At 46.0% G+C, this 22,362-nt stretch carries 21 protein-coding genes and 2 tRNA genes; 9 read left to right on the forward strand and 14 right to left on the reverse strand.

What is annotated here, in order from left to right:
• Positions 1 to 66: 66 nt before the first annotated feature.
• From fdhF to acs, 8 genes are all read right to left on the reverse strand, one after another.
• Positions 67 to 2,961 carry a formate dehydrogenase subunit alpha gene (fdhF, locus tag PKF022_RS05595; RefSeq protein ID WP_281776140.1) on the reverse strand — a complete coding sequence of 965 codons (2,895 nt, stop codon included), beginning with the start codon at positions 2,959 to 2,961 and terminating at the stop codon, positions 67 to 69.
• Positions 2,962 to 2,996: 35 nt separating this feature from the next.
• Complete coding sequence (locus PKF022_RS05600) at positions 2,997 to 4,799, reverse strand: NADH-ubiquinone oxidoreductase-F iron-sulfur binding region domain-containing protein (protein WP_281776141.1); 1,803 nt, start codon at positions 4,797 to 4,799, stop codon at positions 2,997 to 2,999.
• A 193-nt stretch (positions 4,800 to 4,992) separates the two neighbouring features.
• Positions 4,993 to 5,217, reverse strand: coding sequence for a hypothetical protein (locus PKF022_RS05605; protein ID WP_281776142.1), 225 nt, complete (start codon positions 5,215 to 5,217; stop codon positions 4,993 to 4,995).
• A gap of 10 nt (positions 5,218 to 5,227) precedes the next feature.
• Positions 5,228 to 7,648 (reverse strand): DUF748 domain-containing protein, encoded by a 2,421-nt coding sequence (locus PKF022_RS05610; protein WP_281776143.1) that lies wholly within the window; start codon positions 7,646 to 7,648, stop codon positions 5,228 to 5,230.
• Between the two features lie 16 nt (positions 7,649 to 7,664).
• Entirely contained in the window at positions 7,665 to 7,970 is a 306-nt protein-coding gene (locus PKF022_RS05615) for a YciI family protein (protein WP_068323188.1), read from the reverse strand.
• Positions 7,971 to 8,038: 68 nt separating this feature from the next.
• Positions 8,039 to 8,509, reverse strand: coding sequence for a hypothetical protein (locus PKF022_RS05620; protein WP_281776144.1), 471 nt, complete (start codon positions 8,507 to 8,509; stop codon positions 8,039 to 8,041).
• 299 nt (positions 8,510 to 8,808) lie between these two features.
• Positions 8,809 to 8,899, reverse strand: a tRNA-Ser gene (locus tag PKF022_RS05625).
• 60 nt (positions 8,900 to 8,959) lie between these two features.
• A complete protein-coding gene (acs, locus tag PKF022_RS05630) occupies positions 8,960 to 10,933 on the reverse strand; it encodes an acetate--CoA ligase (protein WP_281776145.1) in 1,974 nt (657 codons plus the stop codon).
• Between the two features lie 187 nt (positions 10,934 to 11,120).
• Between acs and PKF022_RS05635 the strand changes: the two genes are divergently transcribed.
• Genes PKF022_RS05635 through PKF022_RS05655 form a run of 5 tightly spaced genes read left to right on the forward strand, consistent with a single transcriptional unit; the run spans position 11,121 to position 15,313 of the window.
• Positions 11,121 to 12,644, forward strand: coding sequence for a fumarate hydratase (locus PKF022_RS05635; protein ID WP_281776146.1), 1,524 nt, complete (start codon positions 11,121 to 11,123; stop codon positions 12,642 to 12,644).
• Positions 12,645 to 12,679: 35 nt separating this feature from the next.
• Positions 12,680 to 13,486, forward strand: a complete 807-nt coding sequence (gene murI, locus PKF022_RS05640; protein WP_281776147.1) for a glutamate racemase — start codon at positions 12,680 to 12,682, stop codon at positions 13,484 to 13,486.
• Positions 13,483 to 14,199: an energy transducer TonB gene (locus PKF022_RS05645; protein ID WP_281776148.1), complete on the forward strand. Its 717-nt coding sequence runs from the start codon at positions 13,483 to 13,485 to the stop codon at positions 14,197 to 14,199. The genes murI and PKF022_RS05645 overlap by 4 nt, the downstream gene beginning before the upstream one ends.
• A gap of 5 nt (positions 14,200 to 14,204) precedes the next feature.
• Positions 14,205 to 14,897 (forward strand): MotA/TolQ/ExbB proton channel family protein, encoded by a 693-nt coding sequence (locus tag PKF022_RS05650; RefSeq protein WP_281776149.1) that lies wholly within the window; start codon positions 14,205 to 14,207, stop codon positions 14,895 to 14,897.
• 2 nt (positions 14,898 to 14,899) lie between these two features.
• Positions 14,900 to 15,313, forward strand: a complete 414-nt coding sequence (locus PKF022_RS05655) for a biopolymer transporter ExbD (RefSeq protein ID WP_215359180.1) — start codon at positions 14,900 to 14,902, stop codon at positions 15,311 to 15,313.
• A gap of 43 nt (positions 15,314 to 15,356) precedes the next feature.
• Here PKF022_RS05655 and PKF022_RS05660 read toward each other — a convergent pair whose 3' ends face one another.
• Together PKF022_RS05660 and PKF022_RS05665 are read right to left on the reverse strand one after the other, a co-directional pair.
• Entirely contained in the window at positions 15,357 to 15,824 is a 468-nt protein-coding gene (locus PKF022_RS05660) for a hypothetical protein (protein WP_281776150.1), read from the reverse strand.
• A 20-nt stretch (positions 15,825 to 15,844) separates the two neighbouring features.
• Positions 15,845 to 15,933: transfer RNA gene (locus tag PKF022_RS05665), tRNA-Leu, on the reverse strand.
• Between the two features lie 124 nt (positions 15,934 to 16,057).
• Here PKF022_RS05665 and PKF022_RS05670 point away from each other — a divergent pair.
• From PKF022_RS05670 to purU, 4 genes are read left to right on the forward strand one after another with little or no spacing between them, the layout of a single operon-like run.
• Positions 16,058 to 18,517: a penicillin acylase family protein gene (locus PKF022_RS05670; protein WP_281776151.1), complete on the forward strand. Its 2,460-nt coding sequence runs from the start codon at positions 16,058 to 16,060 to the stop codon at positions 18,515 to 18,517.
• A gap of 53 nt (positions 18,518 to 18,570) precedes the next feature.
• Complete coding sequence (locus tag PKF022_RS05675) at positions 18,571 to 19,008, forward strand: surface-adhesin E family protein (protein WP_281776152.1); 438 nt, start codon at positions 18,571 to 18,573, stop codon at positions 19,006 to 19,008.
• A gap of 16 nt (positions 19,009 to 19,024) precedes the next feature.
• Positions 19,025 to 19,408: a hypothetical protein gene (locus tag PKF022_RS05680; RefSeq protein WP_216230382.1), complete on the forward strand. Its 384-nt coding sequence runs from the start codon at positions 19,025 to 19,027 to the stop codon at positions 19,406 to 19,408.
• Positions 19,409 to 19,464: 56 nt separating this feature from the next.
• Positions 19,465 to 20,319 carry a formyltetrahydrofolate deformylase gene (purU, locus tag PKF022_RS05685; protein ID WP_216230383.1) on the forward strand — a complete coding sequence of 285 codons (855 nt, stop codon included), beginning with the start codon at positions 19,465 to 19,467 and terminating at the stop codon, positions 20,317 to 20,319.
• Positions 20,320 to 20,335: 16 nt separating this feature from the next.
• Here the strand turns inward: purU and soxA are convergent, their stop codons facing one another.
• From soxA to soxX, 4 genes are read right to left on the reverse strand one after another with little or no spacing between them, the layout of a single operon-like run.
• Positions 20,336 to 21,106 (reverse strand): sulfur oxidation c-type cytochrome SoxA, encoded by a 771-nt coding sequence (gene soxA / locus PKF022_RS05690; RefSeq protein WP_281776153.1) that lies wholly within the window; start codon positions 21,104 to 21,106, stop codon positions 20,336 to 20,338.
• Positions 21,103 to 21,432: a thiosulfate oxidation carrier complex protein SoxZ gene (locus tag PKF022_RS05695; protein ID WP_216230384.1), complete on the reverse strand. Its 330-nt coding sequence runs from the start codon at positions 21,430 to 21,432 to the stop codon at positions 21,103 to 21,105. Before PKF022_RS05695 ends, soxA begins: the two co-directional genes overlap by 4 nt.
• Entirely contained in the window at positions 21,429 to 21,905 is a 477-nt protein-coding gene (locus PKF022_RS05700) for a SoxY-related AACIE arm protein (protein ID WP_281776154.1), read from the reverse strand. Before PKF022_RS05700 ends, PKF022_RS05695 begins: the two co-directional genes overlap by 4 nt.
• A gap of 16 nt (positions 21,906 to 21,921) precedes the next feature.
• A complete protein-coding gene (soxX, locus tag PKF022_RS05705) occupies positions 21,922 to 22,359 on the reverse strand; it encodes a sulfur oxidation c-type cytochrome SoxX (RefSeq protein WP_281776155.1) in 438 nt (145 codons plus the stop codon).
• Between the last annotated feature and the right edge of the window lie 3 nt (positions 22,360 to 22,362).

Here is a 22,362-nt window from a genome sequence, read left to right on the forward strand (position 1 = left end):
CGTTCTTCGGTTTAAATACAAAAGGGCTCCTTGTGGGAGCCCTTTTTTGATTTACGACAATGTAAATTAAACGTTAGACATCACCTTAGAGCCGCCTGGGGCATTGGTACCGTATCCCATGATTTGGGCTACTTCACCACCTTTGGCCAGCTTGACAGCGCAATACTTAAACTCCGGAATCTTGCCAAATGGATCTAGCGCAGGATTCGTAATGAGGTTAGCAGCAGCCTCATAGTAAGCAAACGGAATGAAGATTACGCCTCTTGGTGTGCCGTCATCCCTTCTCACGTGAATACCTACTTCACCACGACGAGACTGAACAGTAATCACATCACCAGCGGATACACCCAACTGAGTCATGTCTTCACCATTCATAGACACAGTAGCCATAGGCTCAATTGCATCGAGCACGGTTGCACGGCGAGTCATACTGCCGGTGTGCCAATGTTCTAACTGACGACCCGTAATCAATACAAATGGGTACTCAGCATCTGGACGCTCATTTGCTGGAATGATGTCAGCAGGAACCAACTTCACCTTACCATCAGGTGTAGCGAACTCATCATCAAACACAATGGGGCGACCTGGATCTTCTGCTGATAAGCATGGATAAGTCACGCTAGACTCTTTCTCCAAACGCTCCCAAGTAATGCCTTTAATAGCGCCATGCATGGCTTGACGCATTTCATCATATACAGCTGCAACACCGGCGTCAGGACCTGGATAGTTCCAATTGAGACCCATACGCTTAGCAATCTCTTGAATGATCCACAAGTCTGGCTTTGCATCACCCGGAGGATTGATGGCTTTCTTGCCCATTTGCACCATACGGTCAGTATTGCTTGCCGTACCTACCTTCTCAGGCCAAGCGCTTGCTGGCAATACTACGTCAGCCAAGAGTGCTGTTTCTGTCATGAAGATATCTTGTACAACCAAATGCTCTAAAGATGCCAAAGCATGACGCGCATGATTTAAGTCAGGGTCACTCATCGCAGGATTCTCACCTTCGACATACATCCCACGAATCTTGTCCGGATCAGAATCAGGTGCAGTGATCTTATGCATGATCTCTACTACGGTATAGCCCGGCTTTTTATCTAAAGGCGTATCCCAGAACTTCTCAAACCAAGCATGGGCTTCTGGATTGTCCACACGCTGATAGTTCGGGAACATCATCGGAATCAAACCAGCATCACTGGCGCCCTGCACATTATTCTGACCGCGCAATGGGTGCAATCCTGAACCTGGCTTACCAATTTGACCGGTGATACTCACCAAAGCAATTAAGCAGCGTGCATTATCAGTGCCGTGAACGTGCTGGCTTACGCCCATGCCCCACAAAATCATCGCTGACTTGGTAGTCGCAAACTCACGAGCCACCTCACGCAGCGTCTCTGCTGGAATACCGCAGATTGGTGCCATTGCTTCAGGACTATAGCCCTTGATGTTTTCTTTTAAAGCTGCAAAGTTATTAGCACGATTTTCTACGAAGTCTTTATCAACCAAGCCTTCTTCAATAATCGTATAGATCATGGCGTTGAGCATTGCCACATCAGTATCTGGCTTGAACTGCATCGTACGCCAGGCATGCTTACTAATCTCTGTTGCACGAGGATCGCACAATACAATTTTTGCACCACGTTTAGCAGCATTCTTAAACCAAGTGGCTGCCACTGGGTGATTGGCCGTTGGATTAGATCCAATCAAGAAAATCATGCTGGAATGCTCAACGTCATTCACCTGATTGCTTACTGCACCTGAACCAACACCTTCTAGAAGCGCCGCAACTGATGAAGCATGACAAAGACGGGTGCAATGGTCTACGTTATTACTACCGAAACCGGTACGTACCAGTTTTTGGAATAAATAAGCTTCTTCATTGCTGCCCTTTGCCGAGCCAAAGCCTGCCAATACTTTATTGCCGTATTGATCTTTCAGTTTCTTGAGGCCGCCACCAGCCAATTCCAAGGCCTCTTCCCAAGTTGCTTCGCGGAAGATGTCTGACCAGTCTTGTTTGCCTTCCAGAATAGATTCATCCTTAGGAACACCTGCTTTACGAATAAGTGGCTTAGTCAGGCGTTGTGGGTTATGGATATAGTCCATACCAAAGCGACCTTTAACGCAAAGACGATTGTGATTGGCTGGACCATCACGACCTTCAACGCTGACAATTTTTTCATCTTTGACGTTATATGTGATTTGGCAACCCACGCCGCAGAATGGACAAACGGAATCCACCTTACGGTCGACTTTTTGCGAACCGATTAAACCTTTAGGCATCAATGCGCCAGTTGGGCAGGCTTGCACACATTCGCCACAAGCTACGCAGGTGCTATCGCCCATCGGATCATTTAAGTCAAAAACGATTTCGCTTTGAGCGCCACGCATCGCGTAGCCGATCACATCATTGACCTGCTCTTCACGACAAGCGCGTACGCAGCGATTACATTGAATACAGGCATCTAGATTGACCGCCATCGCCGGATGAGAAATATCGCTGCTGACTTTTTCACGGCGAATTGCTTTGAGCTCCGGGCGAACGGTAACATCCATGCGTGCTGCCCAGGTACTGAGTTCGCCATGTTGATTTTTTTGCTCTTCTTCCTTGGTATCGCCTACCCACTTAAAACCTTCATCAGGCATATCAGAGAGCAACATCTCCAAAACTAATTTTTGACTCTTGATTGCGCGTTCGCTATTCGCCTTTACTTCCATGCCAGGCGTTGCACTTCTGCAGCAACTTGGCGCTAATGTGCGCTCACCATTAATCTCCACCACGCAAGCACGGCAGTTGCCGTCTGGGCGGTAGCCATCTTTAAAACACAGATGTGGAATATCAATACCGTGACGTTTGGCAGCCTTGAGGATGGTTTCACCTTCATAGGATACGATCGTCTTGCCGTCTAGCTTGAACTCAACGGTTTGCAATTCAAGTTCTTTAGGATTTGTGGGTGCGTTCATATATGTCTCGTGATTCCCTATTTTTTATAAGTAGCTTATTTCACTTCTTCTGGGAAATATTTATGAATACAACGAATAGGGTTTGGTGCTGCTTGGCCAAGACCGCAAATAGAAGCATCCACCATTACTGTGGCTAAGTCTTCTAAAGTTTCCTGATCCCAAGACTTGGCTTGCATCAATTGAGCAGCTTTGCCTGTGCCTACACGGCAAGGAGTGCATTGACCGCAACTCTCATGCTCAAAGAAGTGCATGACGTTGAGCGCCATATCGCGTGCTTTGTCTTTATCGCTAAACACCATCACTGCAGCAGAACCAATGAAGCAGCCATAAGGTTGCAAGGTATCAAAGTCGAGTGGAATATCATTCATAGTGGCGGGCAAGATACCGCCTGATGCACCACCAGGTAAATAGCCGTAGAACTTATGGCCATCTTGCATGCCACCACAGTATTCATCAATCAATTCTTGAATGGTGATGCCAGCAGGAGCCAACTTCACGCCCGGCCTCTTCACGCGACCGCTCACGCTAAAGCTACGAAGGCCCTTGCGATCATGACGACCAAATGAACTAAACCACTCAGGGCCACGCTGAACAATATCGCGCACCCAGTACAAGGTTTCAAAGTTATGCTCGAGCGTTGGTCTACCAAACAAACCAACTTGTGCAATGTACGGAGGACGCATGCGTGGCTCACCACGTTTACCTTCGATACTTTCGATCATGGCGGACTCTTCACCGCAGATGTAGGCACCGGCACCACGACGCAATTCAATCGTAGGTAATTTAAACGGTGGATTGGCTTTGAGTTTTGCTAACTCAGCCTCAAGCAACTCTCTACAGCCATGGTACTCATCGCGCAAGTAGATATAGCAAGCATCGATACCGACTACATTGGCGGCAATTAATAAGCCTTCCAAGAAGCGATGTGGATCGCGCTCTAAATAAGTACGGTCCTTAAATGTTCCTGGCTCACCTTCGTCAATATTCACAGCCATTAATTTAGGAGCAACTTGATCCTTCACAATGCGCCATTTACGACCCGCCGGAAATCCTGCGCCACCCAATCCGCGTAGACCAGAGCTTTCCATCGCCTTGATGATGCTCTCAGCATCTTTCTTACCTTCATGGATCTCTTTAGCAAGTGCATAACCACCTTGCGCACGATATGACTCGTAACCAACATAGTCAGGGGAAACGGCTTGCATCTCACCTTGTGGTGATACGCCCTGCTCCGCTAAAGCTGCAGGCTCAAACACAGCATCATCTTTAGCCATTGGCTGTGTGGTCAACTTATTTTTGACAGCAGCAGAAACTTTATCGGTTGTAGCAAAAAGCACTGGGCATTGATGAACTACCGCTACAGGCGCCTGCTCGCAACGACCTACGCATGGGGCTGCAATGACTTTGATATTTGGATTACCCAAGATACCCGGCAATTTAGCCAATAGATTTTGCGCACCAGCTAGTTCGCAAGCGATGCCATCACAAACACGAATGGTGATGTCTGCAACTGGATCATTGCCGCGCACGACTTCAAAGTGGTGATAGAAAGTGGCAACCTCATATACCTCTGCCATTGGCAGATTCATTTCTTTTGCTAAGGCAACTAAATGACGATCATGCAAAGCGCGATATTCGTCATTGAGCTTATGTAGATTTTCAATAAGTAAGTCTCTGCGATGTGGGGCATCTCCAATGAGTTTGCGCACTTCCGCTATGGAGGCATCATCAGCTTGACGACCCTTCAACTTACTCTTACGACGAATGGTTTCCCTCAAATCATCTGCAGTTGCAACAGCAATTGCTTTGACTTCTCCAGAAGGCTTTGGATGATTCATATTTTGTAGTCTCTAATTTTTATATTTATTGCTTTGCATTGATGCAGCATTTTTAACACCTTGCCCACCAAAAGTCCTGCTAAGCCAAATACTTAGACGACTTGAGATGCGCAAAATAACGCTTTATTTTGGGTTATTTAATACCCCAAGTCCTTGACGGCGCTCAAGGACTTGAATCAAGGGTTTACCCTAATTAAATGAAGGATGGGGAGGGCTTGTCGCCTGGCGGAAGGGAGTAATCCAACTTGCGCTCATACAGTCTTGCTTTGTAGCAGTCCTGATAGCCCTTACTACCAATCTGCCAGCCAATCGAGGTGCAGTCGTCTTGGGCTGCTGATTCAATGGAACCGCAGCCAGTGAGGCCCAAAACAGCAAGTAGCGTGAAGATGGAGATAAAGCGCATTTTTGTTGAATTCATGACCTCAAGTCTACTTGATTCTGACTTCAACATCGAGTGGAATGCCCTCTTTTCCTGCCTCTACCGTTTTGACCTCGCCCAGCTGAATCCTGTCTTTGAGACTGGAATCGGATTTAATCATCAATTCGTAAGCAGCTTTCGCCCTACTTTGGGCTAATTCCTTCAGTTCGGCATCGGCAATCTCCATTCCCGCAATGAGCTCGGCATGTAATTGCTCATTACGCTGCTCACCATCAGGCAACATCAATAGGCGCTGCCCTAGCTTGATGCGACCAATATATTGCGCATACGCTGACTTCAGGCCTGACTGCACTCTAGGGTCCGATAAGCTTGGAATAGATATCGGCTCTCCTGGAATTAATTTAAATCCAGCATCTTTCAAAATGGCGGAGTCTGCTTTTGCCCTAGCAAGCTCCTTGCGGTCTTGGACAGGATCATAGGTACCGATAATTTCTAAACTGGAATTGGGTCTCTTGACGAGATACTCGCCAAACTTCTCTAAGCGATCTTGATCAACTGCTAGAAACACAGCCTCGCCTGGGACGGCATTTACACCCTCTTCATCGCCAATACCAATCAATGCCGCCAAGGCCCTGAATGGTGCAGTAGCAATATTACTTAGAACATTGCTGATGGCCTGCCATACCAAGCCACTAGCACTAAATTCTGGCGAATCCACGTTACCTGCAATTTTGATAGTGACATCGATGGTGTCATCAGAGTCTTCGAGCAAAGCAATGGCTAAACCTAAAGGCAATTTTTTACCGGTAAAGTCTGGCACTTCATCGCCAAGCACTACTTTCTTGATGATGATCTGATTGCTGCCGTTTAACTCGCCATCCTTTGCACGGTAATTTAAATTGAGATTCAGACGACCGCTTGCAATTTGATATCCAGCAAAAGTCATGACAGCAGGATTGAATGCAGTGAGCGGTAAATTGCGGAAAGTCATCAAGATGTCATGATTACGGCGTGGGTCATCGAAGGATGCCTGCCCTTTAGCTCGCATACTTCCGGAGCCTGCAACTACGCCATCCATTGCAACCGTAGCAAAACGCCCAGGTGTATTGCTAATACCCAAGAGCGTGGCATTGAATTTCTTAACATCTACCTTGAAATGGGGGCGCATTGCCAAGTCTGCGAAGAATACTTCGCCGTTCTTGAGGTTAGTGGAGCGAATATCAAGATTGAAGGTGGAGGCAGCGTTTGATTTAGGGGCGTCAGCAAGCTCAGCCCTCTGCTCGCTTGCAGGCTTGGAAAACAATCTTCTAAAATTTGAAAATCCATCTTCATTGATTTCAAATTGAAGCGTTGGTGAATCAACAATCAACTCATTAATTGAAAGACTATTGGTGGGAGCTTGCTTTGATTTCAGGCTTTTATATTCAAACTGACGAATATCGGCCATCTTCCAAACAATTAGCGGATATTTTTGATCTTTTTCTAGAACTGCCAAATCTGAAATATGAATGTCGCCCGCAAATATATCGGCATCAGGTCCAAATTTCATAGTGAGCGTCGAGTTCATAGCGCCGCTTTTACCGATTAACTCTTTATTGGCCGGCAAAAGTGCAATGAGTGGAGCGGTTGCTAGATTCTCAAGTTCCAGCTTGCCATCTACTGATTTTGAGTCGGTATTAAAGTCCCAGTGAGAGCGAATAGCGCCATCATCTAATTTCACATTCAATTGCACGCCCAACTTACCAGGCTGAGGATTATCCAATCCACCTGCAATGGCAACGCGCTGATAAGAAATGGTTTTGTTAATACCAGGTACCAATACTTGAAGCGCTCCAAGACTAAAGTCATATTGACCACGAATACCTGTTACCACCCCCTGCTTGTCATAGTTGGCTACATCAAGCAACTTCATCGTAAAGGGCTTAAGCTCCTCCTTCAACCTAGTGGAGTCATCTAGCAAGCTTAATGAGGCAGAACTCACCAGTAGCTCATCAATTGATATCTTGAGTGGTTTATTGGACTTACTGGGATCTGTTGGCGGCATTGCTTTCTCAATAGTAGAAATGAATTCCTGCCAATTCCAGCCTCCTGAATGCGCGCTCTTTGGCAGCCTTCTTTCCACCAACATTTTTGGCTCAACCAACAATATTTCATCAAAACCCAATTCACCTAGGACTAATTTTGTCCATTTGGCAGTAATAGCCAGCTTTTTAAATTCCAGTAATTTTGAACCGCCCGACTTCGCTATATGAAAGCCATCAAGCTCTATCTTCAGCCTTAATGGAGAAATGCTCAGGTCTTGGTAGCTAATGTCATAACCAATCTTGGCGCCAAATTCTGAAGCGGACTTTTTGATGAATCCAGGGACAAGGAGGTGGGCCCCCACCCAAAAGATGACGACACAGGAGAGCGCCAAGACGGTGAGCCTGATCAGCCATTTTTTGAAGCGAGGTAATTGAGTCAATACCATTTAATGCAATACAAAATTATTGTGCTGGTGGAAAGCCAACCTTTTGAGTCCACATATTGTTGAATACGTTGATGATCGGCTTCTCGTACACGCCTGCTTTTGTATAAGGCTCATCTTTCAACCATGCATCCACATCTGCCCTACTCGGGAAGTCGATAGCAATCAAGCTACCCAAAGTCGTCTTGCCATCTTCGGAGGTAAGGGGTCCAGCAAAAGCCATGCGGTCAGCCATTTTTGCCAAATAGGCGCGGTGCTCAGGGCGAACTTGTACGCGCAAGTCTGCAGTACCGGGACGATCCATTAATAACATTGTAAAAATCATGTTTTCTCCATTGTTCAGGTTGTTTTATTTCTGATTGCTAGGCTTACTCAATATCAGAAAGTTTTAAGTTAATTTGCGCCCAGCCTACATACTTTATTAAGTTGGTTGCAAATTTTCATAATGGAATTGACAGCCGAAGAAGTAGTCAAATCCTGGCCTTGTGAAAGTGGTGTAGCTGAAATCATGATTTCAGATGATTTTTCACTCAGCGGAACTACGCTTAGAGAAGCGCTTCCAGCACCCTCTGTTACTTTCAATTTTAAATTTTGTGAGTCTTGAGAAACAATGCTGATTGCTGAATTTTGACTGGCCACATTAACCGCAGTCGCATAAACCCTCTGTGCTGGAGCATCAATAATTACAGTTGCAAATTGAGAGACAGGATTTCCGCTCGAGTCCTCTTGCGTCATCTGATTGATGCGCCCGGCGACATGGCGAGCAGCAAAAATCCATTGAGCGTGGGCTACATCAAAAAATATTAGGCTAATAAAAATAGATTTTGCTAAAAAACGTAATAAATAGTCTGTATTGAGTTTCATATTTATTCCCTTAAAAGTATGTTGCCATAATAATCCCTCAGTTCTTGATCTTTTGAGGATTAAATACTGTTCTTAAAGAGCGTCATCTAATTTGTAGTAACACCTCAGAGATCCTCAAAGTCAAAAAGCAAAACAAAGAAGTAAATGAAAAAACTTACTCTTATTTGGTGTGGTTGGTTCTTATGAGGCAGCCAAGGAATATGAAGATAAGTTATCTTGAGCACTCAAGCACTCAATTCGCGAAAATTACATCTCGTAAGGCATATAAAAAACCACCCGAAGGTGGTTTGGTTACTACTTGGCGGAAGGGGCGGGATTCGAACCCGCGGTAGGCTATTAACCTACGCACGCTTTCCAGGCGTGTGACTTAAACCGCTCATCCACCCTTCCGTACAGCCGTCAATTATACGGTTGCCCGAAAGGGTTGCCTCTAAAAGCCTATTTAGACGCTTACAGAGACTCTTTGAGTTGGTCCAAGATGTGCGGATTTTCAAGGGTTGAGGTGTCTTGAGTAACCTCTTCGCCTTTAGCGATCACACGCAAGAGACGGCGCATGATCTTGCCAGAACGGGTCTTAGGCAAGTTATCACCGAAACGAACATCTTTAGGCTTAGCAATTGGGCCAATTTCTTTACCAACCCAGTTACGCAATTCAGTAGCGACTTTCTTAGCATCTTCACCGGTTGGACGACCACCTTTAAGCACTACGAATACGCAAATTGCTTCGCCAGTCAACTCATCTGGACGACCAACTACGGCAGCTTCAGCAACCAATGGATTTGCAACTAAGCAAGATTCAATTTCCATGGTTCCCATACGGTGACCGGAAACGTTCAAGACGTCATCGATACGGCCAGTAATAGTGAAGTAACCAGTATCTTTATTACGGATTGCGCCGTCACCAGCCAGATACAAAGTACCACCCAACTCTTCTGGGAAATAAGACTTCACGAAACGATCAGGATCATTCCAAATCGTACGAATCATAGAAGGCCATGGACGCTTCACAACCAAAATGCCGCCTTGACCGTTTGGAACATCAACGCCAGCTTCGTCAACGATTGCCGCCTGAATACCTGGCAATGGCAATGTGCATGAACCTGGAATCATTGGTGTTGCGCCTGGCAATGGAGAAATCATGTGGCCGCCAGTTTCTGTTTGCCAGAAAGTATCGGCGATTGGACACTTGGAGTTACCAACATTCTCGTAGTACCACATCCAAGCTTCTGGATTGATTGGCTCACCCACAGAACCCAAGAGACGCAGTGATGACAAATCGTAGCTCTTTGGATGTACGGCTTGATCGTTACTAGATGCCTTGATCAATGAACGAATTGCGGTTGGTGCTGTATAGAAAATAGATGCTTTGTGTTTTTGGATCATCTCCCAGAAACGGCCAGCATTTGGATATGTAGGAACGCCTTCAAACACAATTTCAGTAGCGCCTACTGCGAGTGGGCCATAAGTAATGTAAGAGTGACCTGTTACCCAACCAATGTCGGCAGTACACCAGAACACATCGTTTGGCTTAATGTCAAAAGTCCACTTCATTGTGAGAATTGCCCACAAGAGGTAACCACCAGTGGAGTGTTGCACACCCTTTGGTTTACCAGTTGAGCCTGATGTGTACAGAATAAATAATGGGTGCTCAGCACTTACCCACTCTGGTTCGCAAGTAGTTGCCTCATTAGCAACGATTTCTTGCATCCATACGTCGCGACCTGCTTGCATAGCAACGTCTGTGCCAGTGCGCTTGCTCACGATGACATGCTTAACCTTAGGGCACTCGCCTGTTGACAGGGCTTCGTCGCAAATAGCTTTGAGTGGCAATGCTTTGCCGCCACGGAACTGGCCATCAGCAGTAATCACTGCAACTGCGCCAACGTCCATAATGCGATCGCGCAATGCTTGGGCTGAGAAGCCGCCAAACACAACAGAGTGAATTGCACCAATACGAGCACATGCTTGCATTGCCACAATACCTTCGATGGTCATCGCCATGTAAATAATGACGCTATCGCCAGACTTGACGCCCATCTTACGTAGTGCATTTGCCATTTTGCAAACGCGCTCGAGCATTTCTTTATAAGTAACTTTAGTAACTGTGCCGTCATCGGCTTCAAAAATGATGGCAGTCTTATCACCAAGACCAGCATCAACTTGACGATCTAAACAGTTATAAGAAGCGTTGGTTGTGCCATCTTCAAACCATTTGTAAAAAGGTGCTTTGGATTCGTCCAAAACTTTCGTAAATGGTTTTTTCCAATAAAGATTCTCTTTAGCAAGACGACCCCAAAAACCGTTGTAATCTGTATTTGCTTCATCACAAAGCTTCTTATAGGCTTCCATGCCTGGAATAGCCGCACCCTTTACAAAGTCTGCAGGTGGGTTAAATACGCGGTTTTCTTGTTTTAATGGTTCCATGCTTCACAGCCCTCTATCAAATAATCAATAAACTAAAATCAACTACAAATGCGAAAAAATGTCGCAAAATGACAGGTTTACACCCTCAAGACCTTAGAAGATAAGTGAAAACACTGGGGATTTGCTCTATGGCAAACCCTTAAAATAGGGCAAACCTTACTAATAATGTGGAAATAAGCCTAAAACCATGACCAATATCAAACAAAACGACCTCATTCAAAGCGTTGCCGACGCATTTCAGTTCATCTCCTACTACCACCCTAAAGACTTTATTACTGCCATGGGGAGGGCTTATGAGCTTGAAAAAGGCGAGGCAGCAAAGGATGCGATCGCTCAAATCCTGACGAATAGCCGGATGTGCGCCGAAGGTCACCGTCCGATGTGCCAGGACACCGGTATTGCGGTGGTTTTTCTCAAAATTGGCATGAACGTCCAGTGGCCAGATGCCACCATGAGCGTGACTGAAATGGTCAATGAAGGGGTTCGTCGTGCTTACTTGAACCCAGACAATACGCTCCGCGCTTCGGTGTTAACCGACCCAGCAGGCAAACGCAAAAATACCGGCGATAACACTCCCGCTGTTGTTCATTACGAAATCGTCCCTGGTGATGATGTTGAGGTCATTTGCGCCGCTAAAGGTGGTGGCTCTGAAAATAAAGCAAAGATGGTAATGCTTAACCCTTCTGACTCGATCGTGGACTGGGTTCTGAAAACTGTTCCAACCATGGGTGCGGGCTGGTGTCCTCCTGGCATCCTCGGCATTGGTATTGGTGGCACACCAGAAAAAGCCATGCTCATGGCAAAAGAATCACTGATGGGCCCTGTTGATATTCAGGAACTCATTGCCCGTGGAGCTAAAACTCGCGCTGAAGAATTGCGCTTAGAGATCTACGACAAAGTAAACAAGCTAGGTATTGGTGCACAAGGCCTTGGTGGCTTGGCAACTGTGCTCGATATCAAGATTATGGAATATCCAACGCATGCTGCTTCATTGCCAGTAGCCATGATTCCAAACTGCGCGGCCACTCGTCACGTGCATTTCCATTTACATGGTGATGGTCCAGCTAAATTGGAAAAACCTTCTCTTTCAGATTGGCCAGACGTTACTTGGACACCAGATGTTCAAAAATCCAAGCGTGTGAATTTAGATACATTGACAGCTGCAGAAGTTGCCAGCTGGAAACCAGGCGAAACACTATTGTTGAACGGCAAAATTTTGACTGGCCGTGATGCAGCACATAAACGCATTCAAGATATGCTGGCTAAAGGTGAAGAACTACCGGTCAGCTTTAAGAATCGCGTCATTTATTACGTTGGCCCGGTAGATCCAGTACGCGATGAAGCTGTGGGCCCTGCTGGACCTACAACAGCAACACGCATGGATAAGTTCACCGAGATGATGCTATCGAAAACTGGCTTGATTTCGATGATTGGTAAAGCTGAACGCGGTCCTGTAGCAATTGAAGCAATCAAGAATCATAAGTCTGCATACCTCATGGCTGTTGGTGGTGCTGCTTATTTGGTATCCAAAGCAATCCAAACATCCAAAGTCGTTGGCTTTGCTGACTTGGGCATGGAAGCGATCTATGAGTTTGATGTTAAGGATATGCCGGTGACTGTTGCCGTGAATTCTGAAGGTATTTCTATGCACGAAACTGGTCCTAAAGAGTGGCAAGCTAAAATTGCTGGTATTCCCGTTAAGGTTGCTTAATTACTAAGTTAGTAATTAAAGAGCACGGTAAATCATTGGCACTCATCGGGGTATTTGATTCTGGCGTTGGAGGCTTATCCATTTTGGATGAGGCTCTGCGTCAGCTTCCAGAGCACGATTACATTTATCTAGCCGACTCTGAAAATGCGCCCTATGGTGAAAAATCAAGTGACTGGATTGCGCAACGTAGCTTAGTGTTATGTCGCCATTTAGCAGACAAAGGCTGCGACGCCATTGTGATTGCTTGCAATACTGCAACTGCAGAAGCGATCAAACAAATCCGCGAACAACTGTCTATTCCCATTATTGGTGTTGAGCCAGGTATTAAGCCAGCGGCAATGCAATCCCAAAATCATATCGTGGGCGTCTTAGCAACCGAAGCCACTCTGAAGAGCGATAAATTCAATGCGCTGTTGGCAACCCTGCCGAGTGATTGTCAGTTCATCAAACAGGCGGGCGCTGGGCTGGTACCACTCATAGAGTCTGGCAAGGCCGATGGCCAAGAAACCTTAGAGTTATTAGCTAAACATCTTGAGCCTATTCAGGATGCTGGTGCCGATACCATAGTGCTTGGTTGCACACACTACCCTTTCCTCAGGAAAGCAATTCGCAAGTTACTGGGTGAGTCCATCACATTAATTGACACCAGCGATGCCGTTGTGAGGCAATTAAAAAGACAACTGGATGCCCTTAAGCAAAGTAGCTCGAGTGCTGAGTTTGGTTCAGTATTATTGCTAAGCAGTAAGAATGAAAAATCATTGCTATCAATGGCGCAAGATTTAATGTCAGCTGACTTGGCGTCACATTCAGTGCAAGCGCAGAGCTTAGGTGAAGTCAGATGAGTACCTGGCTTCAAAAATTAGATGCTCGCCTACCGTTCAATAAAAGTGAACGCATCATCATCGGCATCGTATTACTCTTGCATGCCCTTCCTGCTCTGGAGTTCATTCACCTCAGTAAACGCCCTCCACAAATGGATGATGCACGTGTGATGGCAAACTTGGTTAGCCCAGAAGCGGCTAATAAGAGTCAGCAAGCACCAGCTGCTCCCGCACCGAAGCCCAAAGCTGAAAAAAAGGTAGTAAAAGAAAAGCCTCCAGAAAAACCAACTGAGAAGCCTAGCCCAAACCAGGCACAGCAAACGCCACCACAACAGCAACAACAGCAACAACAGCAACAAAACCAGTCTCAAAGTAAATCTGAAGCGCAAACACAAAATGCTGCTGTAGCCCCTGCCACTAGCGGAGGCGCCAGCGGGACCCCGATCCAAACCGACATTGGTAAACTGGTTGTGGTCTACCAGCCAGATGCCGATGCGTATTACCCATCCTTTTCGAAACGCTCTGGCGAGCAAGGCCCTGTTGTAGTCCGATTAATCATTGATGAAACGGGTAGCGTAGAAGATGTGGCATTGCTACAGTCCAGCACCTTTCCAAGACTGGATCGTGCCGCCACTGAAATTGGCAAACGCTATCGCTTTAAACCTTTTATAGTAAATGGCACACCCCAAAGAATTTCTACCAATCTTTTAATTAAATTTAACCTCAAGAATTAATCAATATGAATACACCATTTGGCATAGCAAATCTCTGGCTTGAAGGCGATGCGATTACCCGTTTTGTAGCCATCATCCTTCTCACCTGCTCCATTGTGACTTGGGTTATTTTGCTAACCCGTCTTTGGGACTTACGCAATCTGCGTAAACTCAAACCTGAGCTCGAGCAATTCTGGCGTGCCACTTCATTTGATCAAGGTTTACAGGCATTTAGCAACCATGCATCTAATCCCTATTATCAAATTGCTAAATCCGCCATTAAGGCGTCAGCGCATCACCAAAATCAATCTACCAATCATCGTGAATTACTGCAAACACTGAACTATTCAGAGTGGATGTCGCGAAGTGTAAAAAATAGCATTGATAGCATTGCTGCCGGACTACAAAAAGGACTTACCTTTCTGGGTTCTACAGGCGCAATCTCGCCATTTGTTGGTCTCTTTGGAACAGTGTGGGGTATTTACCATGCCCTCATCTCTATCAGCAGCTCTGGCAGCGCGCAGATTGACCAAGTCGCCGGCCCCATTGGTGAAGCGCTCATCATGACCGCCCTCGGACTTGCTGTGGCAATTCCGGCTGTTTTAGGTTTTAACGTACTCAACCGCGCAAATAAATTATTTGTTGCAGACCTCAATCGCTTTGGCAATGATCTATTAGCCTACTTTGTAACTGGTGCTCGCGTTAATTCCGGGGAATAGTGATGTCTTTTCATATTCAAGACGACCAAAACGACGACAGCATTATGTCGGAAATCAACATGACGCCGATGGTGGACGTCATGTTGGTACTGTTAATCATTTTCATCATCACGCTGCCCGTGATACAGCAGGCGGTAAAAGTCGAGTTACCCAAAGCCAATAGCGTTCGCAATGAAGTCAAGCCCGAGTCAGTTCAGCTTTCGATTGATGCGAATGGCCAAATCTTTTGGAATAGCACAGCGATTGATCTCAAAACATTTGATGGCTATGCAGAGAAAGCCGCTCAGAAAGAGCCGCAGCCAGAAATTAACCTGCGCGCTGATAAGTCAGTGAAGTATGAGTATGTAGCGCAAGTATTGGCTGCTTCTCGCCGTGCTGGCCTAACTAAATTGGGGTTTGTGACCGAGCCAAACTAAGTGCTGCTTGCTGCTGCTTGCTGCCGATTGGCTCTATTTGGCCTTATTTAATCTTGTAAGGCAGTTTAGATACCTGGCAAGTCTCATCGCTGATGTGGGTGCCGTTGCCGATTGTTGCACCCAAAATACCGCCCTGTATTTTTTCTACTTTCCTGAACTTGCCTGTGATGGGATCAAGAGTAATGTTGGTCACAACACTACCAGCGGGATAAGAAACCCCCATCAGCTCTTCAGGCTGAAACTTTGCCTCAATCAATATCAGAATATTAGGTCGCGCAAGAGTGACGCTCTTGACGACTTGAGATCCAAAATTATCGGACTGATCTAAGTCACGACCATCTAAAAATACCTTGGCTTTTTGAGTGCCTGACGCAAGCATGATTTTCATCTCATACTCTTCGGTATAGCCCTTTTCCGAGCGTTTGCAATTAAATTCCATCACATCAACGCCCCATGCGAGCGCAGATGACAAGGTCAAGCAAGAACAAAGTAAGAGTTTTGGTAAGTTCATAAGTGAGGTATGAGTGTCTTTGGTGCCCGAGGCCGGAATCGAACCGGCACGACTTTTTTGAGTCGGCAGATTTTAAATCTGCTGTGTCTACCGATTTCACCACTCGGGCTCGCACTAACAATACAGCCGTGCTAAATAAATCAAGACAGACCAAATTTTAGCATGCAAGCCCCTGGAGCTTCGATTGGCCGGCTAACCAAGGCTAGACCTAGCAAAACCACTAAAATATCTAAATGAAATTACCGGGCAAATCTACTGGATTAAGCAAGCTTTTGCGAGTCGCCCTATGGGTGACTGGACTGTGCCTGATAGTGCTTATAGCGGCAGCTATTGCCTATTTATATTCTGCGCAATCTAACATCTCCGGTAAGCGCACCATTAAAAGCTTGGGCGATTCCATTGTCATCACATTTGATGATGTTGAGATTCCGCACATCAAAGCCAAAAGTCAGGCGGATGCCTACTTTGCATTAGGTTACCTTCATGCCAACCAGCGCTCTTGGCAGATGGAAATGAATCGGCGCATTGCAAGCGGTCGCCTCTCAGAAATACTTGGCAACGACACTGTCAAGATTGATCGCTTTGTGCGCACTCTCGGAATCAAGCGTGCAGCTGAACGCCAATTTGATCGCTACCCCGTTTCTGCCAAGCGACTCTTGCAAGCATATGCAGATGGCGTCAATGCCGGCAATGCGCAGTTAGGATGGGCGCTTCCAATAGAGTATTTCTTAACAGGCTCTAAGCCAGGTCATTGGTCTCCTACCGATAGCGTTGCCTGGATGTTGATGATGGCGTATGACCTTGGCGGTAACTGGCATAGAGAATTACAAAGACTGGAGCTGTCTCAATACCTCAGCACCAAACAAGTATGGGATGTAACTCCACCAAATGAACCCGATGAACCCGTCAGCAATATGGATTTTGCCAAGCTCTATAAAGAGCTCAAAGTGTTTCATCCCACGCCCGGCCCAGGGGAAAGCAAACCTCAAAACTTACCCGCTACTGAATTGAGCCAATGGGATTACCTTGGCGGCAAAGATGGCATTGGCTCGAATAACTGGGCCCTCAGTGGAAAGCTGAGCAGTACTGGCAAACCATTGTTGGCGAATGACCCTCATCTAGGACTATCTGCCCCAGCTATTTGGTACTTTGCACATCTGGAAGCTCCAGGATTGAACGTGATTGGCGGAACACTCCCAGGAATTCCGGCTGTAGTTTTAGGAAGAACAGATAAGTTTGCTTGGAGCTTCACCAATACCGGACCCGATGTACAAGATTTGTATATTGAACAAATTGATTCTAAGAATCCGGGGATGTATCGTGGTCCGGACGGCCCACTTCCCTTCAAAGTGCATCAAGAGATCATCGACATCAAGGGCGCACCCTCTCTCACCTTCTTAGTCAAAGAAACTCGACATGGGCCTGTGATCTCAGACTCTTATGCGCGAGCGAAACGTGCAATTGATGTCAATCGTTATGCGCTGGCATTGCGCTGGACAGCGCTTGATGTAGAAAACCAATCTGTTGCAGGGCTGTTAGAAATCAATCGCGCTGCCGATCTCGATCAATTTAAGCAGGCACTACGAAAAAATTACGCTCCCATGCAAAATGTGGTGATGGCAGATACTGAAGGCAATATTGCCTATCAAGCAGCTGGTATTGCACCCAAAAGACAGTTGCATCAGGGCTTATATGGAGTAGCGCCCGCACTTGGTTGGGAGAAACAATATGACTGGAATGGCTATGTTCCTTTTGAGCAATTACCTGCTAGCAATAATCCTGAGCAAGGCTGGATTGCTACAGCCAATCAAAAAATAGTGGCCACCAATGATCCCAATCCTTTAACGGGTGATTGGGAATTGCCAACGCGCTATCACCGTATTGTCGATCTCATAAAGTCTAAAAATATTCATTCATTTGATGATATGAAAACAATGCAAGGCGATACGCTCTCGCTAGGCGCAACACCTCTACTCGAACTCTTTAAGACCAGTCAATCTTCTCACCCGCTCAGCACACAAGCGATGGAGATCGCTAGGAACTTTAATGGTGATATGAGGGTTGATAGCGCAGGCGCGCTGATCTTTAATGCATGGGCTGATCAACTGACGCGCAATCTTTTTTCACGCTTAGGTTATTTATTTACCGATAACTATGGTGCGCGCAACTATCGTGCGCCTCTGCTCAATCAAGTTCAAAACCCAAATAGCCCTTGGTGCGATGATCCAAAAACTGAATCCGTTGAATCCTGTTTAGAGTCATCCAATCTTGCCTTGGACAAAGCCCTGGACTACCTCAGTAAAGAGTATGGCAACGATCCTAAATCATGGGCCTGGGGAAAAGCACATATCGCCATATCTGAGCATCGCCCATTTAGCAAAGTACCAGTTTTAGGAAGTTTATTTAATATTAAAACGCCGTTTCCAGGAGATAGCTTTTCAGTCAATGTGGGCCGATTGGAGCTTTTACGGTCTAAAAATCCTTACGAGACTCTGCAAGCGCCAAGCTTACGAACAGTCTACGATTTATCAGACCTAGAAAAATCTGTCTTCATATATCAAACTGGTCAGTCTGGATGGGTGCAAAGCAAGCTGTACCGCAATATGAACTCATTATGGGCAAATACTGAATATCTCCCATTGCAAATGAAGTTCGAAAAGATCAGTCGCCAGCTAGAATTGAGCAATAAGTAAGCTTTTAAGCTGCTATTGGCACATCAACTAGAGCTAGTTAAAATGCTACATAAATGTCAACAGCCATTACTAAGGACTTAACACCCATGAAATCGATTATCACCCTGCTCACTATGTCTGCCGCATTACTCGTTAGCGCAAATGCTTCGGCTGCCTGGCAAGAGATTGGTAGCAATGATCAATCCGTCGTATTTGTGGATACCGCCACCCTTCAAACTCAAGGTAATTTAGCGCAGATTATGTCTATGCTGGATTTCAAAAAACCAGGTCAAGATCCGCAAACTAAAGAGAATGTGAACTCCATAATTGGTTTAAATGAATACGATTGCAGCACCGGCAAATATCGTCCGATTGAATTCAAGGTCTTTACTGGAAACCGCGGTAAAGGCAAAGTGATCGTAGATCAAAAAACTCCTGACAGCGTATTTGAAGCCATCCCCAATGGCCATTGGGCTGCTGGTGTATTTAATGTTGCTTGTCAGAGCAAATAAATTTCCTAGCCGGCAATTGAATGTCGGCCTCTGGTTTAGTTTAATTTGTGCGTTTGGTTTATTGACTGCTTGTGCTGCACCACTAGCGTTTTTAAGCAGTAGTGGTTCAGCCGCAGCAAGCACCGTTGGTACTGCTGCTGTTGCTAATCCTGGCACAGCAGCAAGTCTTGCCTCAACTGCAACCACCGGAAAATCCCCACTGGAACACGCTGCTTCTGCAGTCACTAAGAAGGAATGTAGCTTCTTTAATGTCATTGACTCTAAGCCCATCTGCATCGAAGTGGTCTTACCGACAGTGACAGATAAGAGTGAACCTCTAATGGGCCCTGCAGATGTCATTATTGAATTGCCCAAGCAGCAAGCAACTGGCTTAGCGCCAACCAAGGGAATTACAGACTAAAATTGAGGCATTAAAGATTCTCTCCAACTGCATTTGACGGATATCTAATAATTAAAATGGCTACAGAAAACTACTACCTGACGCTTACCTGCCCCAATAAACCGGGCATTGTTGCCGCAGTATCTACCTATATTTTTGAATTAGGTGGTGATATTGAAGAAGCCCAACAGTTTGATGACAAGGCTTCTAAACGTTTTTTTATGAGGGTGAGCTTTAGCTGCCCTGCAAATGCGGAGTCACTCAGAGCAGGCTTTCAAGATATTGCCAAACGCTTTGAACTCACTTGGGAATTGCGCGCAGTCAAAGATCTAAAGCGAGTTTTGATCATGGCCTCTAAGCTTGATCATTGCTTGGTTGACTTACTCTACCGCTGGCGCATTGGTGAATTGCCGATGATTATTTGCGGCATTGTTTCTAATCATCCTCGTGACGTGTATGCCAGCATCGATTTTGCGGACATTCCTTTTTATCACCTGCCTGTTACTGCAGAAACTAAGCCAGCCCAAGAAGCAAGACTTTTAGAAATCATTGCCGAGTCTAAAGTGGATATGGTGATCTTGGCCCGCTACATGCAAATCTTGTCTGATGATTTATCTACCAAGCTTTCTGGCCGCTGCATTAACGTACACCACTCATTCTTGCCAAGCTTTAAAGGTGCTAAACCCTACCATCAGGCTCATGCACGCGGTATCAAGTTGATTGGCGCAACCGCCCATTTCGTGACTAGTGATTTGGATGAGGGGCCGATTATTGAGCAAGACGTTACTCGCGTTACCCATGGTGATACGCCGGATGACTTAGTTCGCAAGGGGCGTGATTTAGAACGTACCGTACTTTCTAGAGCATTGCGCTACTACCTGCATGATCGCGTTCTGATTAATGGAGCGACTTCCGTAGTCTTCTCTGATTAATTAGTAGCGGCTATTTTTAGGGTCTAACCCCTGGAGATTCTAGGGGGAGACCTCTAGCACGCCACATGAGAAATAACTCTAGCTGAGCCATCTCAGGCGAACCATATTCAAACTGCTGGGCCCTGACACCACTCATACAGTTACGAAGGCGTCGCTGCACTAAACCCAAGGTTTGCCATTCCAAGCGATAGATAGGATAAGCATTCGGATGCCCTTGCGGAATGAGACTTCCACCCAACTTCAAGCCTGCTCTATCTTCATGGCATTGCGCACAAGATAAATTGAGTTGCCCCATGCGCTCATTAAATGTCTGACGCCCCTTCTTCATAAAAACTGCATTGGCTGGGCTTTCTTGAATGGCAATCGGCATCCCTTTAGATTGAAATGCAATCAAGGCTGTTAATGCCAAAAGATCCTTACTCTCATATGCCAGTGCAGGCATAGATTGGGTACCCACACGACACTGATTGATTTGCCCCTCTAGGGTCTGCAATTTACCCTTAATCACTTTGGGAAACCGCGTAGCAACGCCACGCATGGATTTTTTGACATCGCCATGGCATGAACCACATGATTTATTCTTTGGGCCCAATGGCTGTTGCCACAAAGTTTCACCATCGCCCACCCAAAACATCGCAGGATTTAACAAAGGGTCATCCTGCATTGCTTTGTTTTCAGCAGACATGAGTTCATAGCTAGACTGCTGAATAGGTGACGCACCCACCCCTACGGATGGGCTAAGAGAAAAATAAATGCTGCCGAGAAAAAGTAAGGTCAGCTTATTCACGAAACAGTAATGCGCGCCTGATTGACTGCCTCATATCCATCATCCCCCACCCACTTAAACTCAAGCATGCCAGACTCAACTGCCACCGTGGTGAAGATGATTAATGGATTTGCGCCAATACCAGAGAAAAAATCCGCCTTGAAGACTTCAACATTGTTATAAGTACAGGTAAAGGTGCGAATAATATCGCGAGGAATGCGCTTGCCCCCCTCGGTATAACGAAAACCCGATTCCATATCGTGTTGTGCGATGGCGCGAATCTCAATAATGGAATCTTTTTTTGCCGCTGTCGGCATGGTGATGGATGTGCGGGAAGTTTTACTCATACCATCTCCGTACAAGCAGAAAGTGTTACTAACGTTTCAGCTGAGCCCTGCCAAAAGCTACCATTACTCATCTGTGCAATTGCCCAGACCTTCTGACTATCAGCCAGACGCACGCGAGTGGTAACGTTTGCAGTCCCTGAACGTGGTGTTAAGAAAACAGTAAAGATATTCGGAGATGGATTGGCCTCTGCAATAACATGAATAGTCTTCACGTAATCGCTGGCAGTCATCGGACTATCGACACTTACTTTCAGAACGACTAGATTGCCATTTTCTACCAGGGGTGGAATGGTGAGCTTAACCTTACCTTCCAGAATAGCGGCGCCACCTGTAATTTTTTTGATCGCCTCATCAGCATCTTCTTTTTTCGCAAAGGCTGCGGATGGATTAAGGCAAATACCAAGGGCTAGTAGGCCAAGTCCTTTGACTTGCTTTAGCCAGTTTCGACGATGATGCTGAATGGTTTTATTCATCTGGGTTTGATAGGGTTCATTCATTATTTAATGTCACTAAAAACGCAATCACATCCTCAATTTCCTGGCCACTAAAGATAGTCTGCCCGGCAAATTTAGGGGCTACACGATTAAGATTATTTGTTTGGTAGTAAGACGGCATGATGGTTTGTGGGTTGAAGTATGATGCATTTACAATACGCGCCCTCAGTTGTGGCGCATTCAAGCGAGCAACGCTTGCCTTGAGTTCGGGTGCCAAGTTGCCTTGAAAGCGTTCTTCTGGAAAAGGGCCGCTATGGCATAACAAACACAATCCAGTTTGACGACTTGCCACAATGGCCCTACCACGCATTGGGTCGCCGGGCTCAACAGAAAGGGATTCGACAATCGAATCCCCCTTAATAATTTGAGCTTGCGCAACCTGGAGATTGAGGATGACTAGCAAAGATACTGCTAGTGCAATCCTCTTTCTCATGGA

Origin of the sequence: Polynucleobacter sp. KF022, assembly GCF_027924105.1 — a bacterium.
Classification (GTDB): Bacteria; Pseudomonadota; Gammaproteobacteria; order Burkholderiales; family Burkholderiaceae; genus Polynucleobacter.